This is a genomic window from Streptomyces sp. HNM0575 (assembly GCF_012726265.1).
Lineage (GTDB): Bacteria > Actinomycetota > Actinomycetes > Streptomycetales > Streptomycetaceae > Streptomyces.
Genome location: NZ_JAASAG010000004.1, coordinates 116,921 through 141,246, shown reverse-complemented (window position 1 = coordinate 141,246; position 24,326 = coordinate 116,921). Strand labels below are relative to the sequence as shown.

Sequence of the window (24,326 nt, the reverse complement as noted above, 5' to 3'; positions counted from 1 at the left end):
CGCGTCCGCGCCGTCCTCGGCACCCGTCTCCTGCGGCCCGGCCACCCGCGCGAGCGCGTCCGGAGTGCGGTGCTCGAAGATCTGGCGGGCGCTGACGCGGTGACCGGCGGCACGGGCGCGGGCCACGAGCTGGATCGAGGAGATGCTGTCGCCGCCCAGGGCGAAGAAGCTGTCGGCTCCGCCGACGGCGCCCGACTCCAGGCCGAGCACGTCGGCGAAGAGCCCGGCGAAGACCGCCGCCGCACCCTCCGGGGGCGCCGCGTCCCGCGACTCGGCGACCGGTTCGGGCAGCGCGTCGCGGTCCACCTTGCCGTTGGGGCTCAGCGGCAGCCGGTCCAGCTCCACCAGCACCGACGGCACCAGATAGTCCGGCAGCCGGAGCGTCAGGCGCTCCCGCAGCTCCTCCAGCGGCAGGGGCTCCGCCTCGCGCGGCACCACGTAGCCGACGAGGCGCTGCTGTCCCGGACGGTCCTCACGCAGCAGCGCCACCGCCTGACGTACGCCGGGCAGCGCGGCCAACTCGCTCTCGATCTCGCCCAGTTCGACACGGAAGCCGCGCAGCTTCACCTGGTGGTCGGCACGCCCCAGATACTCCAACTCGCCGTCGGAGCGGCGCCGGACGAGGTCGCCGGTGCGGTACATCCGCGTGCCGGGCGGGCCGTATGGATCGGCGACGAAGCGCTCGGCGGTCAGCGCGGGCCGCAGATGGTAGCCGCGCGCCAGCCCGGAGCCGGAGACGTACAGCTCGCCCGGGGTGCCCGGCGGCACCGGTTCCAGGGCCGCGTCCAGGACGTATGTACCGGTCCCGGCCACCGCACGTCCCACCGGCACCGGGCCGCCGCGCAGCCCCTCCGGGTCGCAGTGCCACAGGGTCGCGTCGACGGTGGTCTCGGTGGGCCCGTAGGAGTTGAACATCCGGCTGCGCGGCGCCCAGCGGCGCACCAGCTCCGGCGAGCACGCCTCGCCCGCGACGATCAGGGTGGTCTCCGCGGCCACCGCCTCCTGCGGCATTGCGGCCAGCACCGCCGGGGGCACGGTGAGGTGGGTGATGCGGCGTTCGGTCAGGAACTCGCCCAGCGGGGCGCCCAGTCGGCGCTCCGCTGGCACCATCTCCAGGGCCGCGCCCGACAGCAGCGCCATCACGATCTCCCAGACCGAGGTGTCGAAGCTGAGGGAGGCGAACTGGAGGACCCGGGAGCCGGGTCCGGCGCCGAAGCCGTCGGCGAGGGTACGGGCGAGGGCGGGCAGCCCGGCGTGGGAGACGACCACGCCCTTGGGCCGTCCCGTGGAGCCGGAGGTGTAGATGACGTACGCGGCGGACTCCGGGCGCAGCGCCCGCCAGTTCCCGGGGTCCTCCCGGCGTGCTCCCAACATCCCCTCGGTGAGCGGCAGTTGGACGATGTCGCCGCCCGGAAGCTCCGCGCCCGGCACGGTCAAGGCGAGCGCCGGTGCCGCGTCGTCCAGCATGTGGCCGATCCGCTCGGCCGGATACTCGGGGTCGACCGGCAGATAGACCGCCCCCGCCTTCTGCACGGCCAGCAGCGCCACGACCGCCTCGACGGTACGGGGCAGGACCACGGCCACGCGGTCCTCGGGGCGCAGTCCGTGCTCCAGGAGCCGGTGGGCGAGCGCGTTCGCGGCCTCGTCCAGCTCCCGGTAGCTCAACTCGGCCCAGTCGCCGCCGGATTCGCCTTCGGCCAGGCAGGACGGTCCGGCCAGCGCCGGTGCCTGCGGGTGGGCGGCAGCCTGGGCGGCGAACAGGCCGGGCAGGGTGCCCCGCGCGCCGGGCAGGGCGGGCGGGTCCCCGGCGTGCCGGTCGGTGCTCAGCAGTTCCCGGCGCTCTTCCGTACTGAGCACGTCCAGCCGGTGCAGGGGAGCGTCGGGGCGCTCGGCCGCTGCGGTCATCAGCCGTACGAGACGCCCGGCCAGTGCCTCGGCCGTGGCGGGGTCGAACAGGTCGCGGGCGTACTCCAGTTGGCCCTCGATGCCGTCGGCGCCGCGGCGCTCGGCGAGGGTGAAGGTCAGGTCGAACTTGGCGGCCTCGCCGGTGGCGGGCAGCGGCGAGGTCGTCAGCCCCGGCAGCCCCACCGGTTCGGTGTCGCGGGTCTCCCAGGCCAGCATCGTCTGGAACAGCGGATGCCGCGCCAGGGACCGGTGCGGGCTCAACTCGTCGACCAACTGCTCGAAGGGCACGTCGGCGTGCGCGTACGCGGCCAGGTCCACCTCCCGTACGCGGCACAGCAGTTCACGGAAGGCGGGGTCGCCGGAGGTGTCGGCGCGCAGCACCAGGTTGTTGACGAAGAAGCCGACCAGGTCGTCCAGGGCGCTGTCCTGACGTCCGGCGACGGGGCTGCCGATCACCACGTCGCTCCCGGCTCCGGTCTTGGTCAGCAGCGCCGCCAGCGCGGCGTGGCCCACCATGAACATCGAGGCGGAGCTCTCCCGCGCCAGCGCCCGCAGCCGCCGGTGGACTTCGGCGGGCACCGTGAAGCGGACGAAGCCTCCGCGGTGGCTGGGCCTAGCGGGCCGGGGCCGGTCGGCGGGCAGCGGCAACTCCTCGGGCAGCCCGGCGAGTTGCTCGCGCCAGTACGCCGACTGCCCGGCCAGCGCGGCCTGTTCGCCGCCCTCCTCCGCCTCGTCCCCGTCCGCGCCGCCGTCCGTGTCCGTACCCGTGCGGGTCGGGGCGCCGCCGTCCAGGCCCAGGTTCTCGCGCTGCCACAGCGTGAAGTCGGCGTAGCTCACCGGCAGCGGCTCCCAGCCGGGGGCACGTCCCTCACGGCGTGCCCCGTACGCGGTGGCCAGGTCGCGCAGCAGCGGCCCGGCGGACCACTGGTCGGCGGCGATGTGGTGGACGAGCAGGGCGATCACATGCTGCCGCTCGTCCAGGCGCAGCACCGTGGCCCGCAGCGGGATCTCCCGCTCCAGGTCGAAGGCGCCCGCCAGCAGTGCGGCCACCTCCTTCTCGACCGTGCCGCCGCCGATCTCGCGAACGGTCAGCGGATCGTCCAACTCCGCCATGGGCAGCACGTGTTGGCAGGGAGTGCCGTCCTGCGACGGGAACACGGTCCGCAGGCTCTCGTGCCGCTCCAGCACGTCCCGCAGCGCGCGCCGCAGCGCAGCGACGTCCAGCGGCCCGGTGAGCCGGGCGAGGAAGGGGATGGTGTACGTGGCGTCGGGCCCGTGCAGCTGGTGCAGGAACCAAAGCCGTCGCTGAGCCGGTGACAGCGGTACGCGCTCGGGCCGCGGCCGTGCGGTCAGCGGCCTGCCCGCGGCGTCGGCGGAGCGTACGCGCCGGGCGAGGGCGGCGACGGTGGGCGCTTCGAAGACGTCCCGTACCGACAGCCGTACGCGCAGCGCGGAGCGGACCCTGGATGCCAGCCGCGTGGCGAGCAGGGAGTGCCCGCCCAGGGCGAAGAAGTCGGTGTCCGCGTCGACTTCGGACCGTCCCAGCACCTCGGCGAAGAGCTGGGCGACCAGCTCCTCCTGCGGCCCCTCGGGCGCCCGGCCGCCGCCGGTGTCCGCGTCCTCGGGCTCGGGCAGGGCGTGCGAGTCGAGCTTTCCGTTGCCGGTCAGCGGCCAGCGCTCCACCGGCACCAGGGCGGCGGGCACCAGATACTCGGGCAGCCCGCCGCGCAGCGCCTCCCGCAGCCGGTGCGGGTCGGCGCCCGGGGCCGCCGGGGTGTAGTAGCCCACCAGGCGGGTGCTGCCGTCGGGCGCCGGGCGGGCCAGCACCACGGCCTCGGCGACCTCGTCCAGGGCGGCGAGGGCGGCACGTGCCTCTCCCGGCTCCACCCGGTGGCCGCGGATCTGCACCTGCTCGTCGGCCCGCCCCAGATACTCCAGGTCGCCGTCCTCGCTCCAGCGGGCGAGGTCGCCGCTGCGGTACATCCGGCTTCCGGGAGCGCCGAAGGGGTCGGCGACGAAGCGGGTCGACGTCAGCGCGTGCTGCCCGAGGTAGCCGTGGGCCAACCCGGGCCCCGCCACGTACAGTTCGCCGGTCGCGCCGGGCGCGACCGGGCGCAGCGCGGAGTCCAGCAGATACACCGACAGGTCGTCGATCGGCCGTCCGACGGTGCCGGCGGCGCCCGCCTGCGGCTCGGGCTCCAGCAGGTGCTGCGTGACATGCACGGTGGTCTCCGTGATGCCGTACATGTTGACCAACTCGGGGCCGTCCGGGCCGTGGTGGCGCTGCCAGCCGGTCAGCCGCGCCGCGTCCAGGGCCTCACCGCCGAAGACGACGGTACGCAGAGCGAGCCGGGGCGGCTCCGGCTGCGCCAGATACGCCTCGGCCAACTGGTGGAAGGCGGACGGAGTCTGGCTGAGCACGGTGACCCGCTCGCGGTGGAGCAGCCGGGCGAAGTCCTCCGGGGAGCGCGTCGTCTCCTTGGGGACGATCACCAGCCGTCCGCCGTGCAGCAGCGATCCGAAGATCTCCCAGACGGAGAAGTCGAAGGCGTAGGAGTGGAAGAGGGTCCAGACATCCTGGTGGCCGAACGCGAAGGTCTCCCGGGTGGCCTCCAGCAGCCGCACCACGTTGTGGTGGCTGACCACCACGCCCTTGGGGGTGCCGGTGGACCCGGAGGTGTAGATCACGTAGGCGGTGCTCAGCGGATCGACGGCCGTGCCGGGGACTCTGGTCGGCAGCCGCTCCAGCTCCTCGCGTACGGCGTCGCCGTCCAGGACGGTCCACGGGGTGCCCTCCCCGGCCCCGGTCTCGTCTCCGGTCCCGGTCTCGTCCCCGGTCCCGGTCTCGTCCCCGGTCCCGGTCTCGTCCCCGGTCTCGTCCCCGGTCTCGGTCCCGTCTACGTCCGCCTGCCCCTTGCCGTTCGCCCGCCCCTCCCCGCTCCCGTGTCCCGAAGTCCCGGGCGGGCCGGGCAGGTTCGGCAGCCCCGGCAGTACGTCGGACGTGGTCACGCCCAGCACCGGCCGGGCGGAGTCCAGTTGGCGGGCGACCCGCTCGGCGGGGGCATCCGCCGGGAGCGGCAGATAGCCGGCGCCACACTTGAGGACCGCCAGCACGGCGGTGATCTGCCGCGCGGAGGGATGCAGGGCCAGCGCCACGAGCGTGCCGGGGGCCGCTCCCCGCTTCCGCAGCAGGTGGGCGAGGCGCGTGGAGTCCTCGTCCAGCCTGCGGTAGCTGAGCGTGAGATCACCGTCGGTGAGCGCGGGGGCGTCGGGGTCGCGGCGCACCGCCCGGTCGAAGAGGTCCAGGATCGTGGCGCCGGGCTCGCCAGGCTCCTCCAGCGCGGTGCCGTCCTCCAGCACCCGCCGCCTCTCCTGCGCCGACAGCAACTCCACGCCGCCGGCGGGCTGTTCGGGATTCTCGGCCAGCGCAACCAGCACCCGTACGAACGCCGCGCCCAGCGCCTCGGCCCGCTGCCGCTCCAGCAGCTCGGGCCGGTAGCGCAGGGCGATACGGGGCTCGGCGCCGGGGTGCACCACCACGGTCACCGGATAGTGGGTGGCGTCCTCACCGCGTACGGAGGCGACGGTCAGGCCACCGGCGGACTGCGCCTGGGCCAGCCCCTCGCTGTCCACGCCGAAGCTCTCGACCACCAGCAGCGTGTCGAACAGCTCGCCCATGCCCATGAGTTGCTGGATGCGGGTCAGACCCAGGTGCTGGTGGTCGAGCACACCGGCCTGCTCCGCCTGGAGCTGCCGCGCCGTCTCCGCGAGGCTACGGCCGGGCGTGGAACGGAGCGCCACCGGAAGGGTGTTGATCAGCAGCCCGATCATGGTCTCGGCGCCGTCCAGATCGGCGGGGCGCCCGGAGACGGTGGTGCCGAAGACCACCTCGTGCCGCCCGGTCAGCCGGGCCAGGGTCACTCCCCACGCGGTCTGGTAGACGGTGCCGGTGGTCAGCCCGTGGCTCGCGCCGAGGGTGGCGAGCCGGGAGGCGGTCTGCGGCGGCAGCCCCAACTCCAGTTGCTGCGGCGGCTCTTCGACGGCGGCGCTCGGTCCGGGGGTCAGCAGCGTCGGCTCGCCGACCCGGGCCAGTGCGGTGCGCCAGGCGTCCTCGGCCGCGGCCTGGTCCTTGCCCGCCAGATGGGCGAGGAAGTCGCGATAAGGGCGGACCGGCGGGAGTTCGGCGGCGTCGGCGGAGCCGGTCAGCCGCGCGTAGCAGGTGAACAGCTCCTTGCCCAGCAGCGGCATCGACCAGCCGTCGATGAGGATGTGGTGTGCCGAGAGCACCAGCCGGTGCTCCCTCTCGCCCAGCCGCAGCAGCGCCATCCGCAGCAGCGGCGGATCGGAGAGGTCGAAGCGGTGCGCCCGCTCCTCCTCCAGTACGCGGCGCTGCTCGGTCTCCCGCTCGTCGGACCCGGCAGCGCGCAGGTCCACTTCCCGCCACGGCACCTGCCAGCTCGCGGGGATGACCTGGACCGCCTGGTCCAGGCCCTCCTGGACGAAGGCCGCCCGCAGGTTGGCGTGCCGCCGCAGCACCTCGTCCAGCGCGCCCCGCAGGGCGGAGGCGTCCAGCTCGCCGTGCAGCGTGAAGACCAGCCGCATCGTGTAGACGTCCCGCGCTCCGGCGTCGAAGTCGGAGTGGAACAGCAGCCCTTCCTGAAGAGGCGCCAGCGGGAGGATGTCGTCCAGGCCGTCGTCCACACTCACGCCGTCGTCCGCACTCACCGGTTCCTCCACCGAGCCTTGAGCTGTGCCGTCTGTTCGGGGCTGAGGGGCGACAAGGGCCGTTCAGCCGTGGGGAGTCGGGAGGCCCGCCCGGCCGCGGGCGACCGGCTGTCCGGGCCGGCTGCGCCGTCGGGGCCGGTCGCATCGGCTGCCGGGTCCGCGGCGTGCATACGGTCCGCCCCGTCCGGACCGTCCGCCCCGTTCGGTGCGCCCGTGCCCCCGGCCGTCCGTATGAGCGCCGCGAGCCAGCACTCGCCCAGCGCCGCCACGTCCGCCTCGTCCAGCGCCGAGGGCGCCCAGGTGAGCCGCGTGTGCAGCGACGGTCCCCGCGGCGTGTCCCGGGTGATGGCGTCGATCTCCACCGCGTGCGCCATCGGCAGCTCCGCGTCGATCGACCCGCCCAGCAACCCGGCCTCCGGCGCTGCGCTCCACGGCCCGCCCTGCCCGTCCGTACCGGTGAACCGGCCCAGATAGTTGAACGCCATGGACGGGCCCGGCCGTTGGGCCAGCGAGCGTCCCGCCTCGGGGTGCAGATGCCGCAGCAGCCCGTAGCCGATGCCGCTGTCCGGGATGCGCTCCAGCTCTTCCCGCGTCCGGCGTACCGACTCGGCCACCTCGGCGTCCGTACGCAGCCGTACGGGATAGAGGCTGGTGAACCAGCCGACCGTACGGGAGAGATCGGCACCCGGCTGGATGTGCTGCTCCCTGCCGTGGCCCTCGACATGCACCAGGAACGGGGAGGCGTCCGCCCCGCTCCCCGCCCCGTTCCAGGCCCCCACCGCACTGCCCAGCGCGGCCAGCAGCAGCTGGTGGATGGGGGCGTCGTGCCGCCGCACGGCTTCGGTCAGCAGCAGCCCGGTGTGCTCGGGCGGCAGCACCACGGTGCGGTGCCGGGCTTCGCCGACGGTGCCCAGCGCTGCCGTCCGTACCCGGGGGAGCCCGGCCGGAGTATCCAAGACGCCTTGCCACAGCGGCAGTTCGTCCATGCGCGCGGCGGCGCTCGCGGGCAGCGCCGCGGCCCACCGGCGGAAGGAGGTGGAGGGGGCCTGGGGCCGCGGGTCGCGGTCCTGCCGGACTTCTTCCCAGCCCTGGGCGAGGTCCTCTGTGAGGATGCGCCAGGACACGCCGTCCACGGCGAGATGGTGCACGACCAGCAGCAGACGACCCGCGCCGCTCCGCCCGCCCCGGTACCAGCGGGCACGCAGCAGACGCCCCTCGACCGGGTCCAGCGCGGACGCCAACTCATCTGTTTCGGCCGCGAGTTCGGTTTCCGACGGCGGCTTGTCCCGTACGTCCAGGGCGAGTACGGGCTCCTCGGCCGGGGAGACCTCGAACGTGCCGCCCGCCAGGTCGAACCGGGCCCCCAGCAGCGGATGGCCGTGCAGCAGCGCCGTCAGCAGACTCCGCAGCCCGTCCTCGGTCGCCTCGTCCGGTGTGCACAGCAGCATGGACTGGCTGAACCGGCCGACGGGGCCGCCGCGTTCGGTGAACCAGCGCATGATGGGGGTGAGCGGAGCGGTGCCGCTCTCCGCCTCGCCGCCCGTCTCCCCGGCGCTCTCCCCGCGTCCGGCGACCAGTGCGGCCAGCCGCCGTACGGTGCCCTCTTCGAAGACCTCGCGGGGTGTGATGCGCAGGCCCGACGAGCGGGCGGCGGCGACGAGTCGGATGGAGAGGATGCTGTCGCCCCCCAGGGCGAAGAAGCTGTCCTCCGCGCCGACCGAGGGCAGGTTCAGTACGGAGGCGAACGCCTCGGCCAGCGCCTTCTCCTCGGGCCCCTCGCACAGGTCCCCTCCGGCGGCGGAGCCGAAGTCGGGCGCGGGCAGGGCCTTCTCGTCCAGCTTGCCGTTGGGCGTGGTGGGCAGCGCGGCGACGGTGACCAGTGCCGAGGGCACCATGTGGCCGGGCAGTGTGCGGGCCAGCGCGGCACGCAGGACCTCGGTGTCCGGGCCGGCGTCACCCCCCAGGCCGCCCGGCCTGTCCGGGCCGTCCGCGCCCGCGTCCTCGGGACCCTCGGCGCCCTCGGCGCCCTCGATGTCCGGCACCACGTAGCCGACCAGACGGCGCGGCCCGCCGCCCGCCTCTTCGCGGACCACCACGGCGGCCGAGCGCACCCCGGGCAGCCGCGTCAACGCGGCCTGCACCTCGCCCAGTTCCACCCGGAAGCCGCGGATCTTGACCTGGCCGTCGCCCCGCCCGTGGTAGCGCAGGACCCCGTCCTCGTCCCAGGAGACCAGGTCGCCCGTGCGGTACATACGGGAGCCGGGCGGCCCGAAGGGGTCGGCGGGGAAGCGTTCGGCGGTCAGGGCCGCACGTCGCAGATAGCCCTGTGCGAGACCGGTTCCTGCCGCGTAGAGCTCGCCCACCACGCCGGGCAGCACCGGACGCAGCATGCTGTCGAGCACGTACAGCCGCACACCGCGCAGCGGGCCGCCGATCGGCGGGGCGCCGGCTCCCGTCAGCGGCGCGGACATGGTGACGCAGGCGGTCACCTCGGTCGGGCCGTATGCGTTGACCATGCGGCGGCCCGGCGACCAGCGCCCGGCCAGGGCGGCCGAGCAGGCCTCGCCGCCGACGACCAGGGTGGAGAAGCCCTCCACTCCCTCGGGCTCCAGCCCGGTCAGCGAGGTCGGCGGGATCAGCGCGTGGCTGACCTCGCGGGCGCGCAGCGTCTCGCCCAGCAACTCCCCGGCCAGCGGCCCCGGTTCGGGCACCACCAGGGTCGCTCCGGTGGCCAGCGCCATCAGGGTCTCCATCACCGACGCGTCGAAGGAGGGGGAGGCGAGCTGAAGCACCCGGCTGCCGGGGCCGATGGCCAGCCGCTCCGCCTGGGAGCGGGCCAGCGAGGCGAGGCCGCGCTGGGGGATCACCACGCCCTTGGGGCGGCCGGTGGAGCCGGAGGTGTAGATGACGTACGCGGGATGCTCGGGCGTCAACTCCGGGCGCGGCCGGGGGAGTTCGGACCCCTCCGGCTCACGTTCCGCTCGCTCCGGCCCGTGCCCGGCCTTCCCGGGTCCGTGTCCGGTCTGCCCGGACCCGTGCCCGGCCCGCTCCGGCTCGTCCGTCAGCAGCGCGCCGGGGAAGCGGGCGGCCAGGGCACGGTGGGTGAGCACCAGCGCGGGCGCGGCGTCCTCCAGCATTCCCGCGATCCGCGCCTGCGGATAGTCGGGGTCGACGGGCAGATGGGCCGCTCCCGCCTGCTGCACGGCCAGTTGGGCGGTGACCATGTCCACCGAGCGGGGCAGCGCGACGGCGACCAGATCCCCGGGCCTGACGCCGCGCGCCGCCAGCCGCGCGGCCAACGCGCCTGCCCGCTCGCCGAGTTCGGCGTAGCTCAGCTCGCCCCCGGGAGCGCTGAGCGCCACCGCGTCGGGGTGCCCGTCGCGCTGCCGCTCGAACAGCCCCGCCCAGGTGACGGGTTCGGCGGCCTCGGCGCCCTGACCGCCGGCGGTGATGGCGGCGCGTTCCTCCTCCAGCAGGGAGCCGAAGCGGGAGAGCGGGGTGCCGGGGGAGTCCACGAGGGCGGCCAGCGTCCGCCGCGCGCGCTGCGCCAGGCGCCGTACGAGGCCCTCGTCCAGGGCGGAGGGCTGGTACTTCAGCCGCAGCGTCAACTGCTCGCCGGGCAGGGCGACGAAGGTCAGCGGATAGTGGGTGGCGTCCCAGCCGCGTACGTCGCCCAGCTCCAGCCCGGCGGCCTCGCCCAGCGCCGAGGGCCGCTCGGCGGGGTAGTTCTCCAGGGCGGTGAGCGTGTCGAAGAGGACGCCCCGGCCGAGGGCGCGCTGGATGTCGGCCAGCGCCAGGTGCTGATGCGGCAGAAGCGCGGCGAAGTCGTCCCGTACCTGCTGCGCCAGCTCCAGCAGGGTCCGCCGCGGATCGAGCCGCACCCGTACCGGCACGGTGTTGACCAGCAGCCCCACCATGCTCTCGATGCCGGGCACTTCGGCGTCCCGGCCGGAGACCACCGTGCCGAAGACCACGTCGCGGCGGCCGGTGTGTGCCGAGAGCACCAGGCCCCAGGCGGTCTGGAGCAGCGTGCCGAGGGTCAGTTCGTGGCGGCGGGCGAACTCGCCGAGCCGCGCGGTGAGTTCCGCGTCCAGGGTGAGGGTGTGCTCCTCGGGCACCTCCGCCTCGCGCGACTCCTCCGGCACCAGCCGCGTCGCCTCGGTCACGCCCTCCAGGGCCTCCGCCCAGGCGACTTCGGCGGCGGGCCGGTCCTGGTCGGCGAGGCGGGCCAGATAGTCGGAGTAGCGCGGCGCCGCGGGCAGCTCCCGGCCCCCGTAGGCATGGGCAAGCTCCCGTACGAGCAGCGGCATCGACCAGCCGTCCAGGACGAGATGGTGACCGGTCAGCACCAACTCGGCGCTGTCGTCGCCGAGTCGGATGACCGTGCAGCGCAGCAGGGGAGGGGCGGACAGGTCGAAGCGGCGCAGCCGCTCGTCCTCGATGCGCCGCTGCGCCCTGCGCGGACGCTCCCGCGCGGGGCGGCGCCGCAGGTCCAACTCGCCGACCTCGGCGGCCACTTCGGGGTGCGCACGCTGCGTCCACGTGCCGTCCTCCGCGGTGGAGAAGGCGCTGCGCAGTGGCGCGTGCCGCGCCACCACGGTCCGCAGCGCCTCGCGCAGCCGTGCGGTATCCAGCGCTCCGCCGACCCGTAGCACCACCTGCACTTGGTAGAGGTCCAGGGCGCCTTCGTCGTACTGGGAGAGGAAGAGCAGGCCCTGCTGCAACGGGGTGACCGGCCACGCCTCGCCCTCGGCCGGGGCGTTACGGGCGGCCGCGGTGGCCTCCGCGACCGGCTGCTCGTCGTCGCGTTCGGCGACCGACAGCAGCCCTGCCACGCTGCGCTGCCGGAAGACGTCCTGCGGGGTGAAGCGCAGGCCCAACGCGCGGGCGGCGGCGACGAGTTGGATGGAGAGGATGCTGTCGCCGCCCAGGGCGAAGAAGCTGTCCTCCACGCCGACCGGGGCCGCCGGGTCCAGCCGCAGCAGTTCGCCGAAGAGCGCGGCGAGGCGGCGTTCGTCCTCGCCACGGGGCGCGGTGCCGCCCGGCTGCCCCGACGGTGCCGGTGGCGGCGGCAGCGCGGACCGGTCCAGCTTTCCGTTGGCGGTGACGGGCAGTCGATCGAGCGGCACCAGCGCGGACGGCACCAGATGGGCGGGCAGTTCGCGGGCCAGATGCTCCTCGACCGCCGCGAGGTCCGGCTCGGGCACCTGCGGCACCAGATAGCCCACCAGCCGGGTCGCCCCCGTCGCCTCCTCCGTGCGCGCCACGACCGCGCTGTGCGCGACGTGCGGATGGCCGTCCAGCACGGCCTGGATCTCGCCCGGCTCCACGCGCTGGCCGCGCAGCTTGAGCTGGTCGTCGACCCGGCCCAGATGCTCCAGCACTCCGTCGCGGCGCCAGCGGGCGAGGTCGCCGCTGCGGTAGAGGCGGGAGCCGGGCGGACCGTAGGGGTGGGCGACGAACCGCTCGGCCGTCAGCCCGGCGCGTCCCAAATAGCCCAGCGCCAACTGCCCGCCCGCCAGATACAGTTCACCGGCCACGCCGGGCGGCACCGGCCGCAGCCGCTCGTCCAGCACCAGGGCGTGACTGCCGCCCACCGGACGGCCGATGGGCACCCGGGCGCCCGTGGCGTCCTCGGCCCGCGTGTGCCAGTACGTGACATGTACGGCCGCCTCGGTGGGCCCGTAGAGGTTGTGCAGCTCGGCATGCGGAGCCAGCCGGTGGACGTCGGCCACGACGGCCGGTGCCAGGGCCTCGCCGCTGGAGAAGATCCGCCGCAGCCCGGCGCAGTCCTCCGGAGCGCAGTCCTCCGGGGCGGCGACCGAGGCGAAGGCGGCCAGCATGGACGGCACGAAGAAGACCGTGGTGACGGCGTGCCGGCGGATCAGACCGGCGACGCGCTGGGGGTCGCGGTGGTCCTCGGCCCCGGCGACGACCAGCGTGGAGCCCGCCGTAAGCGGCCAGAACAGCTCCCACACCGAGACGTCGAAGCTCGCCGGGGTCTTCAGCAGCACCCGGTCGTCGGCGCGCAGCGGATAGGTCCGCTGGGCCCAGCGCAGCCGGTCCACCCCGGCGGAGTGCTCGACCAGGACTCCCTTGGGGCGCCCGGTGGAGCCGGAGGTGAAGATCAGATAGGCGGGGTCCCCGGGCCGTGGGGTGTCCAACTCCGTGTCCAACTCCGTTACGCCGGGCGGTACTTCGTCCGTCGGAAACGGCTCGTCCACGGCGAGCGTGGGACGGTCCTCGTCCGGGTTGGTGCCCGCGGCGAGAGCGCGGGTGGTGAGCACGGCCGCCGCGCCCGAGTCCTCCAGCAGCGTCCGTACGCGGGCCGGGGGAAGCTCGGGGTCCAGCGGCAGGTAGGCGGCGCCCGCCCGCTGCACGGCGTGCACGGCCAGCACCAGTCCGGCGCAGCGCGGCAACCCCACGGCCACCACATCGCCACGTCCGACGCCCAGGTCGGTCAGCCGCCGGGCGAGGCGGTCGGCCTCCTCGTCGAACTCGGCGTAGTTCCACGAGCGTTGCTCGTCCCGCAGCGCCTCCGCCTCCGGAGTGCGGGCGGCCTGGCGCCGCACCAGCTCGGAGAGCGTGGAGGGCTCCTCCCCGGTGACCGGTTCGCCCGCCCACCCCTCCAGGACGCGGGTCCGCTCGCCGGAGTCCATGACCGGCGCCCGGCTCAGCGGCACGTCGGGGTGCGCGCACAGCCACTCCAGCAGTGCCACCAGCCGGCGGGCGAACGCCTCGACGGACTCCCGGTCGAAGAGCGCCGTACGGTAGTTGAACGCGGCCGTGAGCCCGTCGCGCCCGGCCTCCTCCACCACGGCCAGGGTCAGGTCGAACTTGGCGCCGCGGGTCTCCAGCAGCTCCACCCCGGCCCGGGTGCCGCCCAGGTCCACCTCGGCCCGTGGCGCGTTCTGGTGCACCAGCGCCACCTGGAAGAGCGGGTGGCGGGAGAGCGACCGCTCGGGACTGATCTCGTCCACCAGCCGCTCGAAGGGCAGCTCGCCGTGGTCGAAGGCCTCCAGGTCCACTTCCCGTACGCGGCGCAGCAGTTCACGGAAGGTGGGATCGCCGGAGGTGTCGGTGCGCAGCACGACCGTGCCGGTCACCAGACCGGGCATCCCGGCCAGCAGCTCCTCCTCCCGGCCGCCCAGCACGGTGCCCAGCGGCAGGTCGGTGCCGGCTCCGTGACCGGTGAGCCAGGCCGCCAGCGTCGCGTGCAGCGCCATGAAGAGGGTGGCGCCGTCTTCGTGGGCGAGCCGGGCGGCGGCCCGGTGCGCCCCGGCGGTTATCGGGAACTCCACCGAGTCGCCCCGCTGGTCCACCTCCGCCGGTCGCGGTCTGTCCAGCGGCAGCGGTACCTCGGCGGGGGCGCCCCGCAGCCGCTCCCGCCAGTGGGCGAGCAGCGCCTCCTCGCGCCCGGCCAGCGCGCGCTGTTGCCACAGCGTGTAGTCCGCGTACTGGAGGGCGGGCGGCGCGGGATCCGGGGCGCCGTCGCGGCGGGCACGGCAGAGGGCGGCCAGGTCGTCGAGGAGGGGTGCGGTGGTGCCCTCGTCGTAGGCGATGTGGTGCAGCACCAGCAGCAGGCCGCGCTCGCCCCGCGGTGTGGTCAGCCAGCGGCAGCGCAGCGGCGGCAGACGCTCCAGGTCGAACTCCTCGGCCGCCAATTCCCGTGCGGCGGCGGCCATTTCCTCCGCGTCGGCCACCTCGCGGCGCTCCCAGGGCAGCTCCACCCGGGGCAGTACGCGCTGAACGGGACGGCCGTCCACCTCGGGGTAGACGGTGCGCAGGATCTCGTGCCGCTCCACCAGCGCGGCCACGGCGTCCCGCAGCGTCTCCTCCCTCAACGGGCGTTCCGTCACGAGGTCTTCGGCCGCCGGGCCTTCCGCTGCCGCGCCCTCAGGGCCGTCTCCCAGACGCAGCAGCAGCGGCACGGTGTAGGTGGTGCCCGAGCCCGCGAGGCGGTGCAGGAACCACAGCCGGGCCTGCGCCGGTGTGACCGGCAGCGGATCCGGGCGGGACTCCGCCCTGGCCAGCGGCGGCAGTTGGGCGCGTACGGCCTGCTCCTCGGCGGCCAGGCGCCGCGCGAGCCCGGCGACCGTACGCGTCTCGAAGAGGGTGCGTACCGCGACCCGTACGCCCAGTTCGCCGCGGATGCGTCCGGCGAGCCGGGTCACCAGCAGGGAGTGGCCGCCGAGCGCGAAGAAGTCCTCGTCGACGCCGGTCACTTCGCGCTCCAGCACCTCGCCGAACAGGCGGCACAGCAGCCGTTCGCGTGCGTCGCGCGGCCCTCGTGACATCCCGTCGCCCCGGGGTCGCGGCAGCGGCAGCGCGGCCAGCGCCGCCCGGTCCAGCTTGCCGTTGCCGGTCAGCGGCAGCCGCTCCACGTCCATGAAGACGGAGGGCACCATGTGTTCGGGCAGCGTGTCCGCGCACGCCCTGCGCAGCGTTTCCTCCGGCACGCCGCCGGTGGTGCAGGCGACGAGCACCGGCCCGGCGGGCAGCTCCCGCAGCACCACCGCCGCGTCCGCAGCACCGCCCCGCGTGCGCAGCACCGCCTCGATCTCGGCGGTCTCGATGCGGAAGCCGCGCAGGGAGACCTGGGTGTCGGCGCGGCCCAGATAGCGCAGTTGACCGTCGCGGGACCAGCGGGCCAGATCGCCGCTGCGGTACATCCGCGCTCCCGGCGGCCCGAACGGGTCGGCGACGAAACGGGACGAGGTCAGGGCGGCCTGGCCCAGATAGCCGCGGGCCGGTCCGCCGCCCGCCACGTACAACTCGCCCGCGGCGCCCGCCGGTACGGGACGCAGCGCCTCGTCGAGCACGTACAGGCGCAGATCGTCGACGGCCCGCCCGACGGGACTGACGGCCAGTTCCTCCGCCATCCGGACGCGTGGGAGGGTCAGTTCGTACTCGGTCACATGGACGGTGGTCTCGGTGATCCCGTACATGTTGAGCAGCCGGGGCGGGTCGGTGCCCCGCAGCCAGGGGGCGACCCTGGCCGGGTCCAGCGCCTCGCCGCCGAAGACGAGCCAGCGCAGCGAGCCGGGCACGCCGTGACTCGCGGGGTCCTCCCTGCTTCCGGGCGTCTCCATCGCCTCGGTCAACTGGTAGCAGGCGGCGGGCGTCTGGTTGAGGACGCTCACGCGCTCCTCGTGCAGCAGCCGCAGGAAGTCGGGCGCGGAGCGGGCGGTCTCGTGCGGTACGAGGACGAGGCGCCCGCCGTGCAGCAGCGCGCCCCACATCTCCCAGACGGAGAAGTCGAAGGCGTAGGAGTGGAAGAGGGTCCAGGTGTCCTCGGGCCCGAAGCCGAAGCGCTCGGCGGTGGCGTCGAAGAGGCGGGCGAGGTTGCGCCGGGTGACCACCACGCCCTTGGGGCGGCCGGTCGAGCCGGAGGTGTAGATCACATACGCGGCGTGGTCCGGCCGTACGGGGCGCACCAACTCCGCGCGGCGCAGGGGCTCTTGGCCGTCGCCGTCCTCGTGGACCTCCGCCCTGGCCTCACGCGCCGCGGTCTCGCGGGCCACCGCCCCCGCCTCGCGCGCCCCATCCCCGTCCCGGTGCCCGTCCCCGTTCCCGTGCTCGTGCTCGTTCCAGCCCCCGTTCCCGTCCGGCCGGAGTACCGGCACCTCTCCGTCGCCCGGCACGGTGCCGCCCTCCTCGGCGAGCACCAGCAGCGGCGCGGCGTCCGCCAGGGTCCAGGCGATGCGCTCGGCGGGATAGCGGGGATCGACCGGCACATAGGCCGCACCGGTCTTGGCGACGGCGAGGACGGCCTCCACCATCCGCGGCGTACGGGACAGCAGCAGCGCCACCCGGTCCTCCGCGCCCACGCCCCGCCGGATCAGCCGCCGCGCCAACGCGTCGGCGGCGCCGTCCAGTTCGCCATAGGTGACCGAACGGCCCTCGTGGCGCAGCGCCACCGCGTCCGGACGAGCGGCGGCCTGCGCCGCGAAGCGCTCCGCGACGTCCCAGGCCCCCTCGTGCCTCCCGGCGGGGTTCCAGCCGGTGAGCAGGGTGCGCCGCTCGGCCTCGTCCAGTACGGGAAGGCGGCTGAGCTTCGCCGAGGGGTCGGCCAGCGCGGCGTCCAGCAGCCGCACGAGCCGGTCGGCCAGCGACCGGGCGGTGGAGCGGTCGAACAGGTCGGCGCTGTAGTTGACGGCGCCCTCCAGCCGGCCGGTGTCCCGGTGGTCGGTGAAGCCGAAGATCAGGTCGAACTTGGCCACGTCCTGCGGGTGCAGCCCGAAGCCGGTCTCCAGGCCGGGGCTGTGGAAGGGGACGGGCGCCCGGTTCTGGTAGGTGAGCATCACCTGGAAGAGCGGATTGGCGCCGGAGCGCTCCGGGTTCAGCTCCTCCACCACCTGCTCGAACGGCACCCCCGCGTGGTCGAAGCCGTCCAGGGTGACCGCCCGCACCCGCTCCAGCAGCTCCCGGAACGTGGGATCCCCGGACAGGTCGGAGCGCAGCACCAGCGTGTTGACGAAGAAGCCGACCAGCGCCTCCGTCCGCTCGTCGCCGCGGCCCGCCGTGGGCACGCCCAGGGGGATGTCGTCCCCGGCACCCAGCGCCTTGAGCAGCGCGGCCACCGCCGCCTGTGTGATCACGAACGGGGTGACGCCGACGTCCCGTGCGACCTGCCGCAGCCTTCCTGCGGTCTCCTCGGAGAGTTCGAAGGGGAAGAAGCCGCCGCGTCCGCTGGGCCGCGCCGGGCGGGGCCGGTCGGTGGGCAGCTCCAGCTCGGCGGGCGCACCGGCCAGCGCCGTACGCCAGTGCTCCAGCTCCCGCTGCCGGCTCGGGTGCGCGGTCAACTCCCGCTGCCACAGGGCGTAGTGGGCGTATCCGACGGGCAGCGGCTCCCAGTCAGGGGCGTGGCCCTCCAGCCGTGCCGCGTAGGCGGTGTGCAGATCCGTCAGCAGCGGCTCGACGGACCATTCGTCACCGGCGATGTGGTGGAGCAGCAGCAGTACGGTGCACTGCTCGCCCCGGGTCAGCACGGTCACGCGGAACGGCGGTTCGCGGTCGAGTGCGAAGGGCCGGGCGCTCAGCTCGTCCAGCGCCTCCTGCTCCGACTCGCCCTCGTCCAGGGCGCGTTCGGCGACCGGCGCACCGGCCGGAAGGATCCGCTGGTACGGCTCGCCCCCGTCCGCGGGGAAGACCGTGCGCAGCACCTCGTGCCGCTCCACCAGATCCTCCAGCGCCGCGCGCAGCGCTCTCAGGTCGACCGGGCCGCGCAGGCCGAGCACGAACGGCAGATGGTAGGCGGACCGGGCGCCACCCCCGGCCTGGTCCAGGAACCACAGCCGTGCCTGGGCGGGCGACAGCGGCGGTCTGGCGGGCAGTTCGCGCGCCGTCAGCTCCGGCAGCGCCTCACCCTCGGCGATCGTCGCGCCCGTGCGTGCGGCGAGTCCCGCCACCGTGGGGGTCTCGAAGATCTGCCGTACGGTCAGGCCCGGCCCCAGCACCCGCCGGGCGCGGCCCGCCAGCCGCGCGGCCAGCAGGGAGTGGCCGCCCAGTGCGAAGAAGTCGGCGTCCGCGTCGACCTGTTCGGCTCCCAGGACCTCGGCGAAGAGACCGGCGAGCAAGCTCTCGCGCTCGCCACGGGGCGCACGGCCCGCGGAGCCCGTGAAGCGGGGGGCGGGCAGCGCCGCGCGGTCCAGCTTGCCGTTGGGCGTACGGGGAAGCTCCGCGAGCGGCAGGCACAGCGCGGGCACCAGATACTCGGGCAGCCGCTCGGCCAGCGACCGCTGCACCCGCCGCGCCTCGTCCTCGGTGCCGGGGCCCACCAGATACGCCACCAGCCGAGGCGCGGGATGCTCTGGCGAGGTGTGGGCGAGCACGGCCGCGTCCCGTACGCGCTCGTCGGCGCGCAGCGCGGCCTCCACCTCGCCGGGCTCGACGCGGTGGCCGCGGATCTTCAGTTGCTGGTCGGAGCGGCCGACGATCTCCAGGGTGCCGTCGGGCCGCCGCACGGCCAGATCGCCGGTGCGGTACATCCGGGAGCCCGCCGGTCCGTACGGGTCGGCCACGAACCGCTCGGCCGTCAGCGCGGGCCGTCCCAGATAGCCCCGTGCCAGCCCGTCGCCCGACAGATACAGCTCGCCCACCACCCCGGCGGGCAGCGGACGCAGACCGCGGCCCAGCACCAGGGCGCGGGTGTTCCACAGCGGGCGGCCGATGTGCGGGGCGGCGGCGGAACTCTCGTCCAGGGCGGCCACGGTGGACCAGACGGTGGTCTCGGTCGGGCCGTAGAGATTGACCAGACCGGCGCCCGACTCGGCGAGCCGGACGGCGAGATCGGGCGGCAGCGCCTCGCCCCCGGCCAGCACCCGCAGTCCCCGCAGCGCCTCGGGTGCCGCCTCCGTCAGGGCACGCCACAGGGACGGCGTCGCCTGCATCACCGTCGCGCCGCCGGTGCGCACCAGCGCGGCCAGGGCCAGCGGGTCGCGCACCTCCTCGCGGTCGGCCAGCAGCACCGTGCCGCCGGTCACCAGCGGCAGGAACAGCTCCAGCACGGCGATGTCGAAGCCGACGGTGGTGACCGCCAGCAGCCGCTCCTCGCCGGTGAAGCCGAGCTGATCGGCCATGCTGAGCAGGAAGTTGACGACCGCCGACTCGGTGACGGCCACGCCCTTGGGGCGGCCCGTGGAGCCGGAGGTGTAGATCACGTAGGCGAGGTGGCCGCCGTGGCGGGGCTCCGGCAGCGGCAGCGGCTCCAGCGCCGCCAACTCCCGTGCCGTGGCGGGGTCGTCGAGGCGCACCGTACGTGCGGCGTCGAAGCCGGGGGCGCCGTACTCCTCGCCGGGGGCGCTGTCCTCCTCGGTCACCAGCAGCGTGGGCGCGGCATCGTCCAGGAGCTGCCGGATCCGCTCCGCGGGGAAGCCCGGATCGACGGGCAGATAGGCCGCCCCGGTGCGGGCCACCGCCAGCAGCGTCACCAGCAGGTGCGGGCCGCGGGGCAGGCTGACGCCGACGAGGGTGCCGGGGCGCGCGCCGCGCTGCGCCAGCAGCCGCGCCAGCCGGGCCGCCCGCTGGTCCAACTCCCCGTGGCTGAGCCGCACTTCGCCGCTGATGAGCGCCGTACGGCCGGGATGCGATGCCGCGTGCCGGGCGCACAGCGCGGCCAGGCCCTGCCGCGGCAGGGTGCGGCGCTCGCCGTCGTCGGCGCCGGCGCGGGGGAGGGGCTCCAGGGTGACCACGGGACGTTCGGGGTCGCGGACGGCCTGTTCGAGCACGGAGGTGAAGGCGGTCACCAGCCGTTCCGCGTCCTCGTCGGCGAGCAACTGCGTGCGGTATTCCAGCTGTCCGGCGGCCCGCGCGGCGGCGGTGTCCTCGCTGACCGTCAACTGGAGGTCGAACTTGGCCTCTCCGGTGCTGACCAGCCGTGGACGGCCCTGCTGCCCGGGGAAGAGCGGTTCGGCGGGCAGCTCGGAGCGCAGCGCGAACAGCGCCTGGAACAGCGGGCTCACGCCGGGCAGCCGCGGCGGCGCCACCTCCTCCACGATCCGCTCGAACGGCAGCTCCTGATGGGCGAGCGCGCCCAGGTCGCTCTCCCGCACCCGCTCCAGCAGCTCACGGAAGCCGGGAGCGCCGGACAGATCGGTGCGCAGGACAAGGGTGTTGATGAAGAAGCCGAGGGAGCCGGCCAGCGCCGCGTCGTCCCGTCCGGCGACGGGCGAGCCCAGCACGATGTCCTCACCGCAGCCCAGCTGCGAGAGCGTGGCAGCGAACGCGGCGTGCAGCACCATGAAGGTGCTGGTGCGCGTGGCGAGCGCCAACTTCCTGACGTCCTCGTACAGTTCGGGCGTCAGCTCGAAGTCCAGCTCGGCGGCCGGACCACCGGGGTGCGGCGGCCTCGGCGCGGCCCAGGGGAGGGCGAGCTGCTCGGGCGCACCGGCCAGCCGCTCCCGCCAGTACGCGGCCTGCGCCTCCTCCTGGCGGGCGAGCGTGCGCCGCTGCCAGAGCGTGAAATCGGCGTACTGGACGGGCAGCGGCTCCCAGCCGGGGGCACGGCCCGCCAGCCGCGCCGTGTACGCCTCGGACAGCTCCCTCAGCAGCGTCGGCAGCGACCACTCGTCGCCCGCGATGTGGTGCAGGACCACCAGCAGCGTGTGCCGGTCGGGCGCGGTGGTCAGCACCGCAAGCCGCAGCGGCAGCCGTTCGCCGATATCGAGGGGTTCGGCGGCCGACTCCCGTACGGCGGCGGCCAGTCGGCCCTCGTCCACGCGACGGCTGATCAGCTCCGGGACGGCCTCGCCGGGGTGCAGGATCCGCTGGTACGGCTCGCCCTCGTCCGCGGGGAAGACCGTGCGCAGCACCTCGTGCCGCTCCAGCAGATCACCGGCCGCGGCCCGGAGCGCGTCCGGATCCAGCGGGCCGTGTACGTCGAGAGCAAGCGGCACGTTGTAGGAGCCGCCGCCCTCGGCCTGGTGGAGGAACCACAGCCGCCGCTGCCCGAAGGAGAGCGGCAGCCGCGCCGGACGCGGCTGCGCGGTCAGCGGCTCCCGCGCACCGCGGGCCTCCTCCACCACCGGAGCCAGCCGGGCCGCGCTGGGCCGGTCGAAGAGCGCACGCACCGCGACCTCCACGCCCGCCTCGGCACGCAGCGCCGTCACCAGCCGCGCCGCGCTCAGAGAGTGGCCGCCCAGCGCGAAGAAGTCGGCGTCCGGGGCCACTTGGGCCAGGCCCAGCACCTGGGCGAACAGCCGGCACAGCAGCGCCTCGGTGTCCGTGGCGGGCGTACGAGCGGACGTACGGCCCGGCGTCGTGGCAGCGCCGGAGCCCGCCGGCCGCGGGTCCGGCAGGGCCTTCCGGTCGGTCTTTCCGTTGGGCGTACGCGGCAGCTCCGGCAGCGCGACGTAGTGGCCGGGAAGGAGCTGACGGGCCAGCAGCCCCGCCAGATGGTCCCGCAGCTCCGTCTCGTCGGCGCTCCCGGCGTGGTAGGCGACCAGGGTGAGCTGCCCGTCGGGCAGCGGGTGGGCCGCCACGGCCGCCTCCCGCACCTTCGGATGACGCAGCAGCGCGGCCTCCACCTCGCCGGGCTCGACGCGGTGGCCGCGGATCTTCACCTGTGCGTCGGCCCGGCCGAGGACCTCCAGGGTGCCGTCCGGCCGCCACCGAGCGAGGTCGCCGGTGCGGTACATCCGGGAGCCCGCCGGTCCGTACGGGTCGGCCACGAACCGCTCGGCCGTCAGCCCGGGCCGTCCCCGGTAGCCGTCGGCCACGCCGTCACCCGCGAGATACAACTCGCCCGTCACGCCCACCGGTACGGGTGTGACGGCCCGGTCCAGCACGAGGGCGCGGGTGTGCCGCAGCGGCCCGCCCACGTGCGGCGCGCGCAGGTCCTCGCCGCTGAGGCGGGCGCCGGTGGAGTAGACGGTGGTCTCACTCGGCCCGTAGAGGTTGAACAGCTCGGTGCCCGACTCGGCCATCCGCCGGGCCAGTTCGGGGGTGAGCGCCTCCCCGGCCGTCAGCATCCGCAGACCGCGCAGCCGTTCGGGCACGGCCTCCAGCAGGACCCGCCACAGCGAGGGCGTCGCCTGCATCACGGTCGGCGCGGTCGCCTCGATCAGGGCGCCCAGCGCGAACGGGTCGCGCACCTCCTCGGACTCGGCGAGGACGACCGAACCCCCGGTGAGCAGCGGCAGGAACAGCTCCGTCGCGGCGATGTCGAAGGAGACCGTGGTCACGGCCAGCATCCGGTCGCCGGGCCCCAGCCGGAGGGTGTCCCGGGCGGCGGCCAGCAGATTGGCCATCGCACCGCGCGGGATCACCACGCCCTTGGGGCGGCCGGTGGAGCCGGAGGTGAAGATGATGTGCGAGGTGTCCCGGGGACCCGCCGTGCCCGTTGCGGCCGGTGCCGACGGTGCGACGGGAACGTCCGCTGCGTCCACTACATCCGCTGCGTTCGCTGCGGCTTCGGCGGAGGCCACCGTCGGCCCCTCGGCCCGGCCCTCGGCGTCCACCGTCAGCGTGGGCACCTCCAGCCGCCGTGCCTGTCGCGGACCGGTGACCATCAGAAGCGGCGAGCTGTCCTGGAGCATCTGCCGCACCCGCTCCTCGGGGTGCTCCGGATCCAGCGGGAGGCTGCCCGCGCCCAGCCTCGCGATGGCCAGCAGCGTCACCGGCAGCGCCTCGGTGCGGGGCAGTGCCACCGCCACGAGCGTTCCGCGGCCCACACCGCGCGCGGCCAGTGCCCGGCTCAACTCCCCGACTTGCTCGTCGAGTTGGGCGTAGGTCACCTCCCGCCCGGGTCTGTGCAGGGCGACGGCCCCGGGAGTACGCCGTACCTGGGCGGCGAAGCCACGGGTCAGGTCCAGCTCCGGGCCCCAGCCGTCCTCGTCTCCCTCGGCGTGGCTCAAGTCGGGCAGTACGCGGCGCAGTTCGGGCTCGTCCGGTATCACCAGGCGCCCGGCCGGCTGCCGCGGATCCGTCCGGGAGAGGCGTTCCAGCAGGTGTGCGAAGCGTCTGCCGTGCGCGGCGACCTCGTCCTCGCCGTACAGCTCCGGGTTGCCGTCGGCCGTCACCTCCAGGCCGTCCCGCTCGCCGAGACCGCTGACGGTCACGGTGAGGTCCTCGACGGCACCCGCCGCCAGATAGCGCGTGCGGCCCTCGCAGGAGCCGAAGGAGAGCCGGGAGGGGAAGGGCTTGATGTTGAGCTGCGGCCCGTACAGCCGCCGCCCCTTCCCGAACAGGCCCAGATCGCGCCGGAGTTGCTCGCCCCGGTACCGCTGGTGGCGGCGCTGGGCGCGCAGCGCCTTGACGACCTGCCGGACCAGATCGCCCAGCGGCTCGCGCTGCTCGACGCGTACGCGCAACGGCAGGACGTTGACGGTGGTCGCCGGCACCCTCGCCAGGACGCCGGTGCGGTTCATCAGCGGCATCCCGATGACGGCCTCGTCCGCTCCGGTGAGGCGGGTGAGATAGACGGCCCAGGCTGCGCAGACCGCTTCCGGCCAGGTGGCCTTCACGGTGGCCGCCGACTCGGCCAGCCCGGCGGCTACTTCGGGCTCCAGCGTCTCCCGGTGCCGCAGGAAGCCGTGCGCGGGGCCTCGGCTCTGCACGGAGCCGAGGGCCGACGGGTGCGGGCTGTCGGCGAGCAGCGCCTTCCAGTGCTCCCGGTCGGCCCGTTCCCGTGCCGAGCCCGCGTACTCCTCGTCGGCGGCGATCACGTCCCGGATCGACCCCGACTGCGGTGCGGGCGGCGCCTCTCCGGCTTCCAGGGCCCGGTAGTTCTCCGCCACCCGCTCGGCGAAGCGCAGGAAGCCGTAGCCGTCCAGCAGGATGTGGTGGCAGCGGTGATACCACAGCCACTCCCGCTCCCCGACGCGCAGCAGCGCGTGCTGGTAGAGCCTGCCGCCCTCCAACTCCACCGGTACGGAACGCTCCTGGCGCATCCAGTGCTCGGCCGCGGCCCGCGGGGCGTCGCTGCCGCGGAGGTCCAGCCGTACCGTCTCCAGGGGCTCCACGGAGTGCGGCACCTGCCACACCTCTTCGCCGTCGCTGTGGAAGCCCACCCCGAGCCCGTCGGTCTCCGCCACGGTGCGCCCGATCGCCTCCGTGAACGCGCCGGGCCGCAGCGGGCCCGTCAACTCCACGCACTCGGCGGCGAGATGGGCCGGGCTCGCGGGATCCAGTCGCTGCGCGGACCACAGCCCGCGCTGCGCCTCGGTCAGCGGCAGTCGGTCACGGCGGATGCTCAT

General features: G+C 74.8%; 2 protein-coding genes (1 of these 2 cut by a window edge). Both read right to left on the bottom strand.

Annotated features, from left to right (window positions below; translation table 11 throughout):
- Positions 1-6,630, bottom strand: partial view of an amino acid adenylation domain-containing protein gene (locus HCC61_RS11970; RefSeq protein WP_346777149.1) — the 5' end (the start) only. 9,474 nt of this gene lie to the left of the window's left edge; only the first 6,630 of its 16,104 coding nucleotides appear in the window; the start codon lies at positions 6,628-6,630; the stop codon falls past the left edge of the window.
- Positions 6,627-24,326, bottom strand: a complete 17,700-nt coding sequence (locus HCC61_RS11965; protein WP_169135370.1) for a non-ribosomal peptide synthetase — start codon at positions 24,324-24,326, stop codon at positions 6,627-6,629. Before HCC61_RS11965 ends, HCC61_RS11970 begins: the two co-directional genes overlap by 4 nt.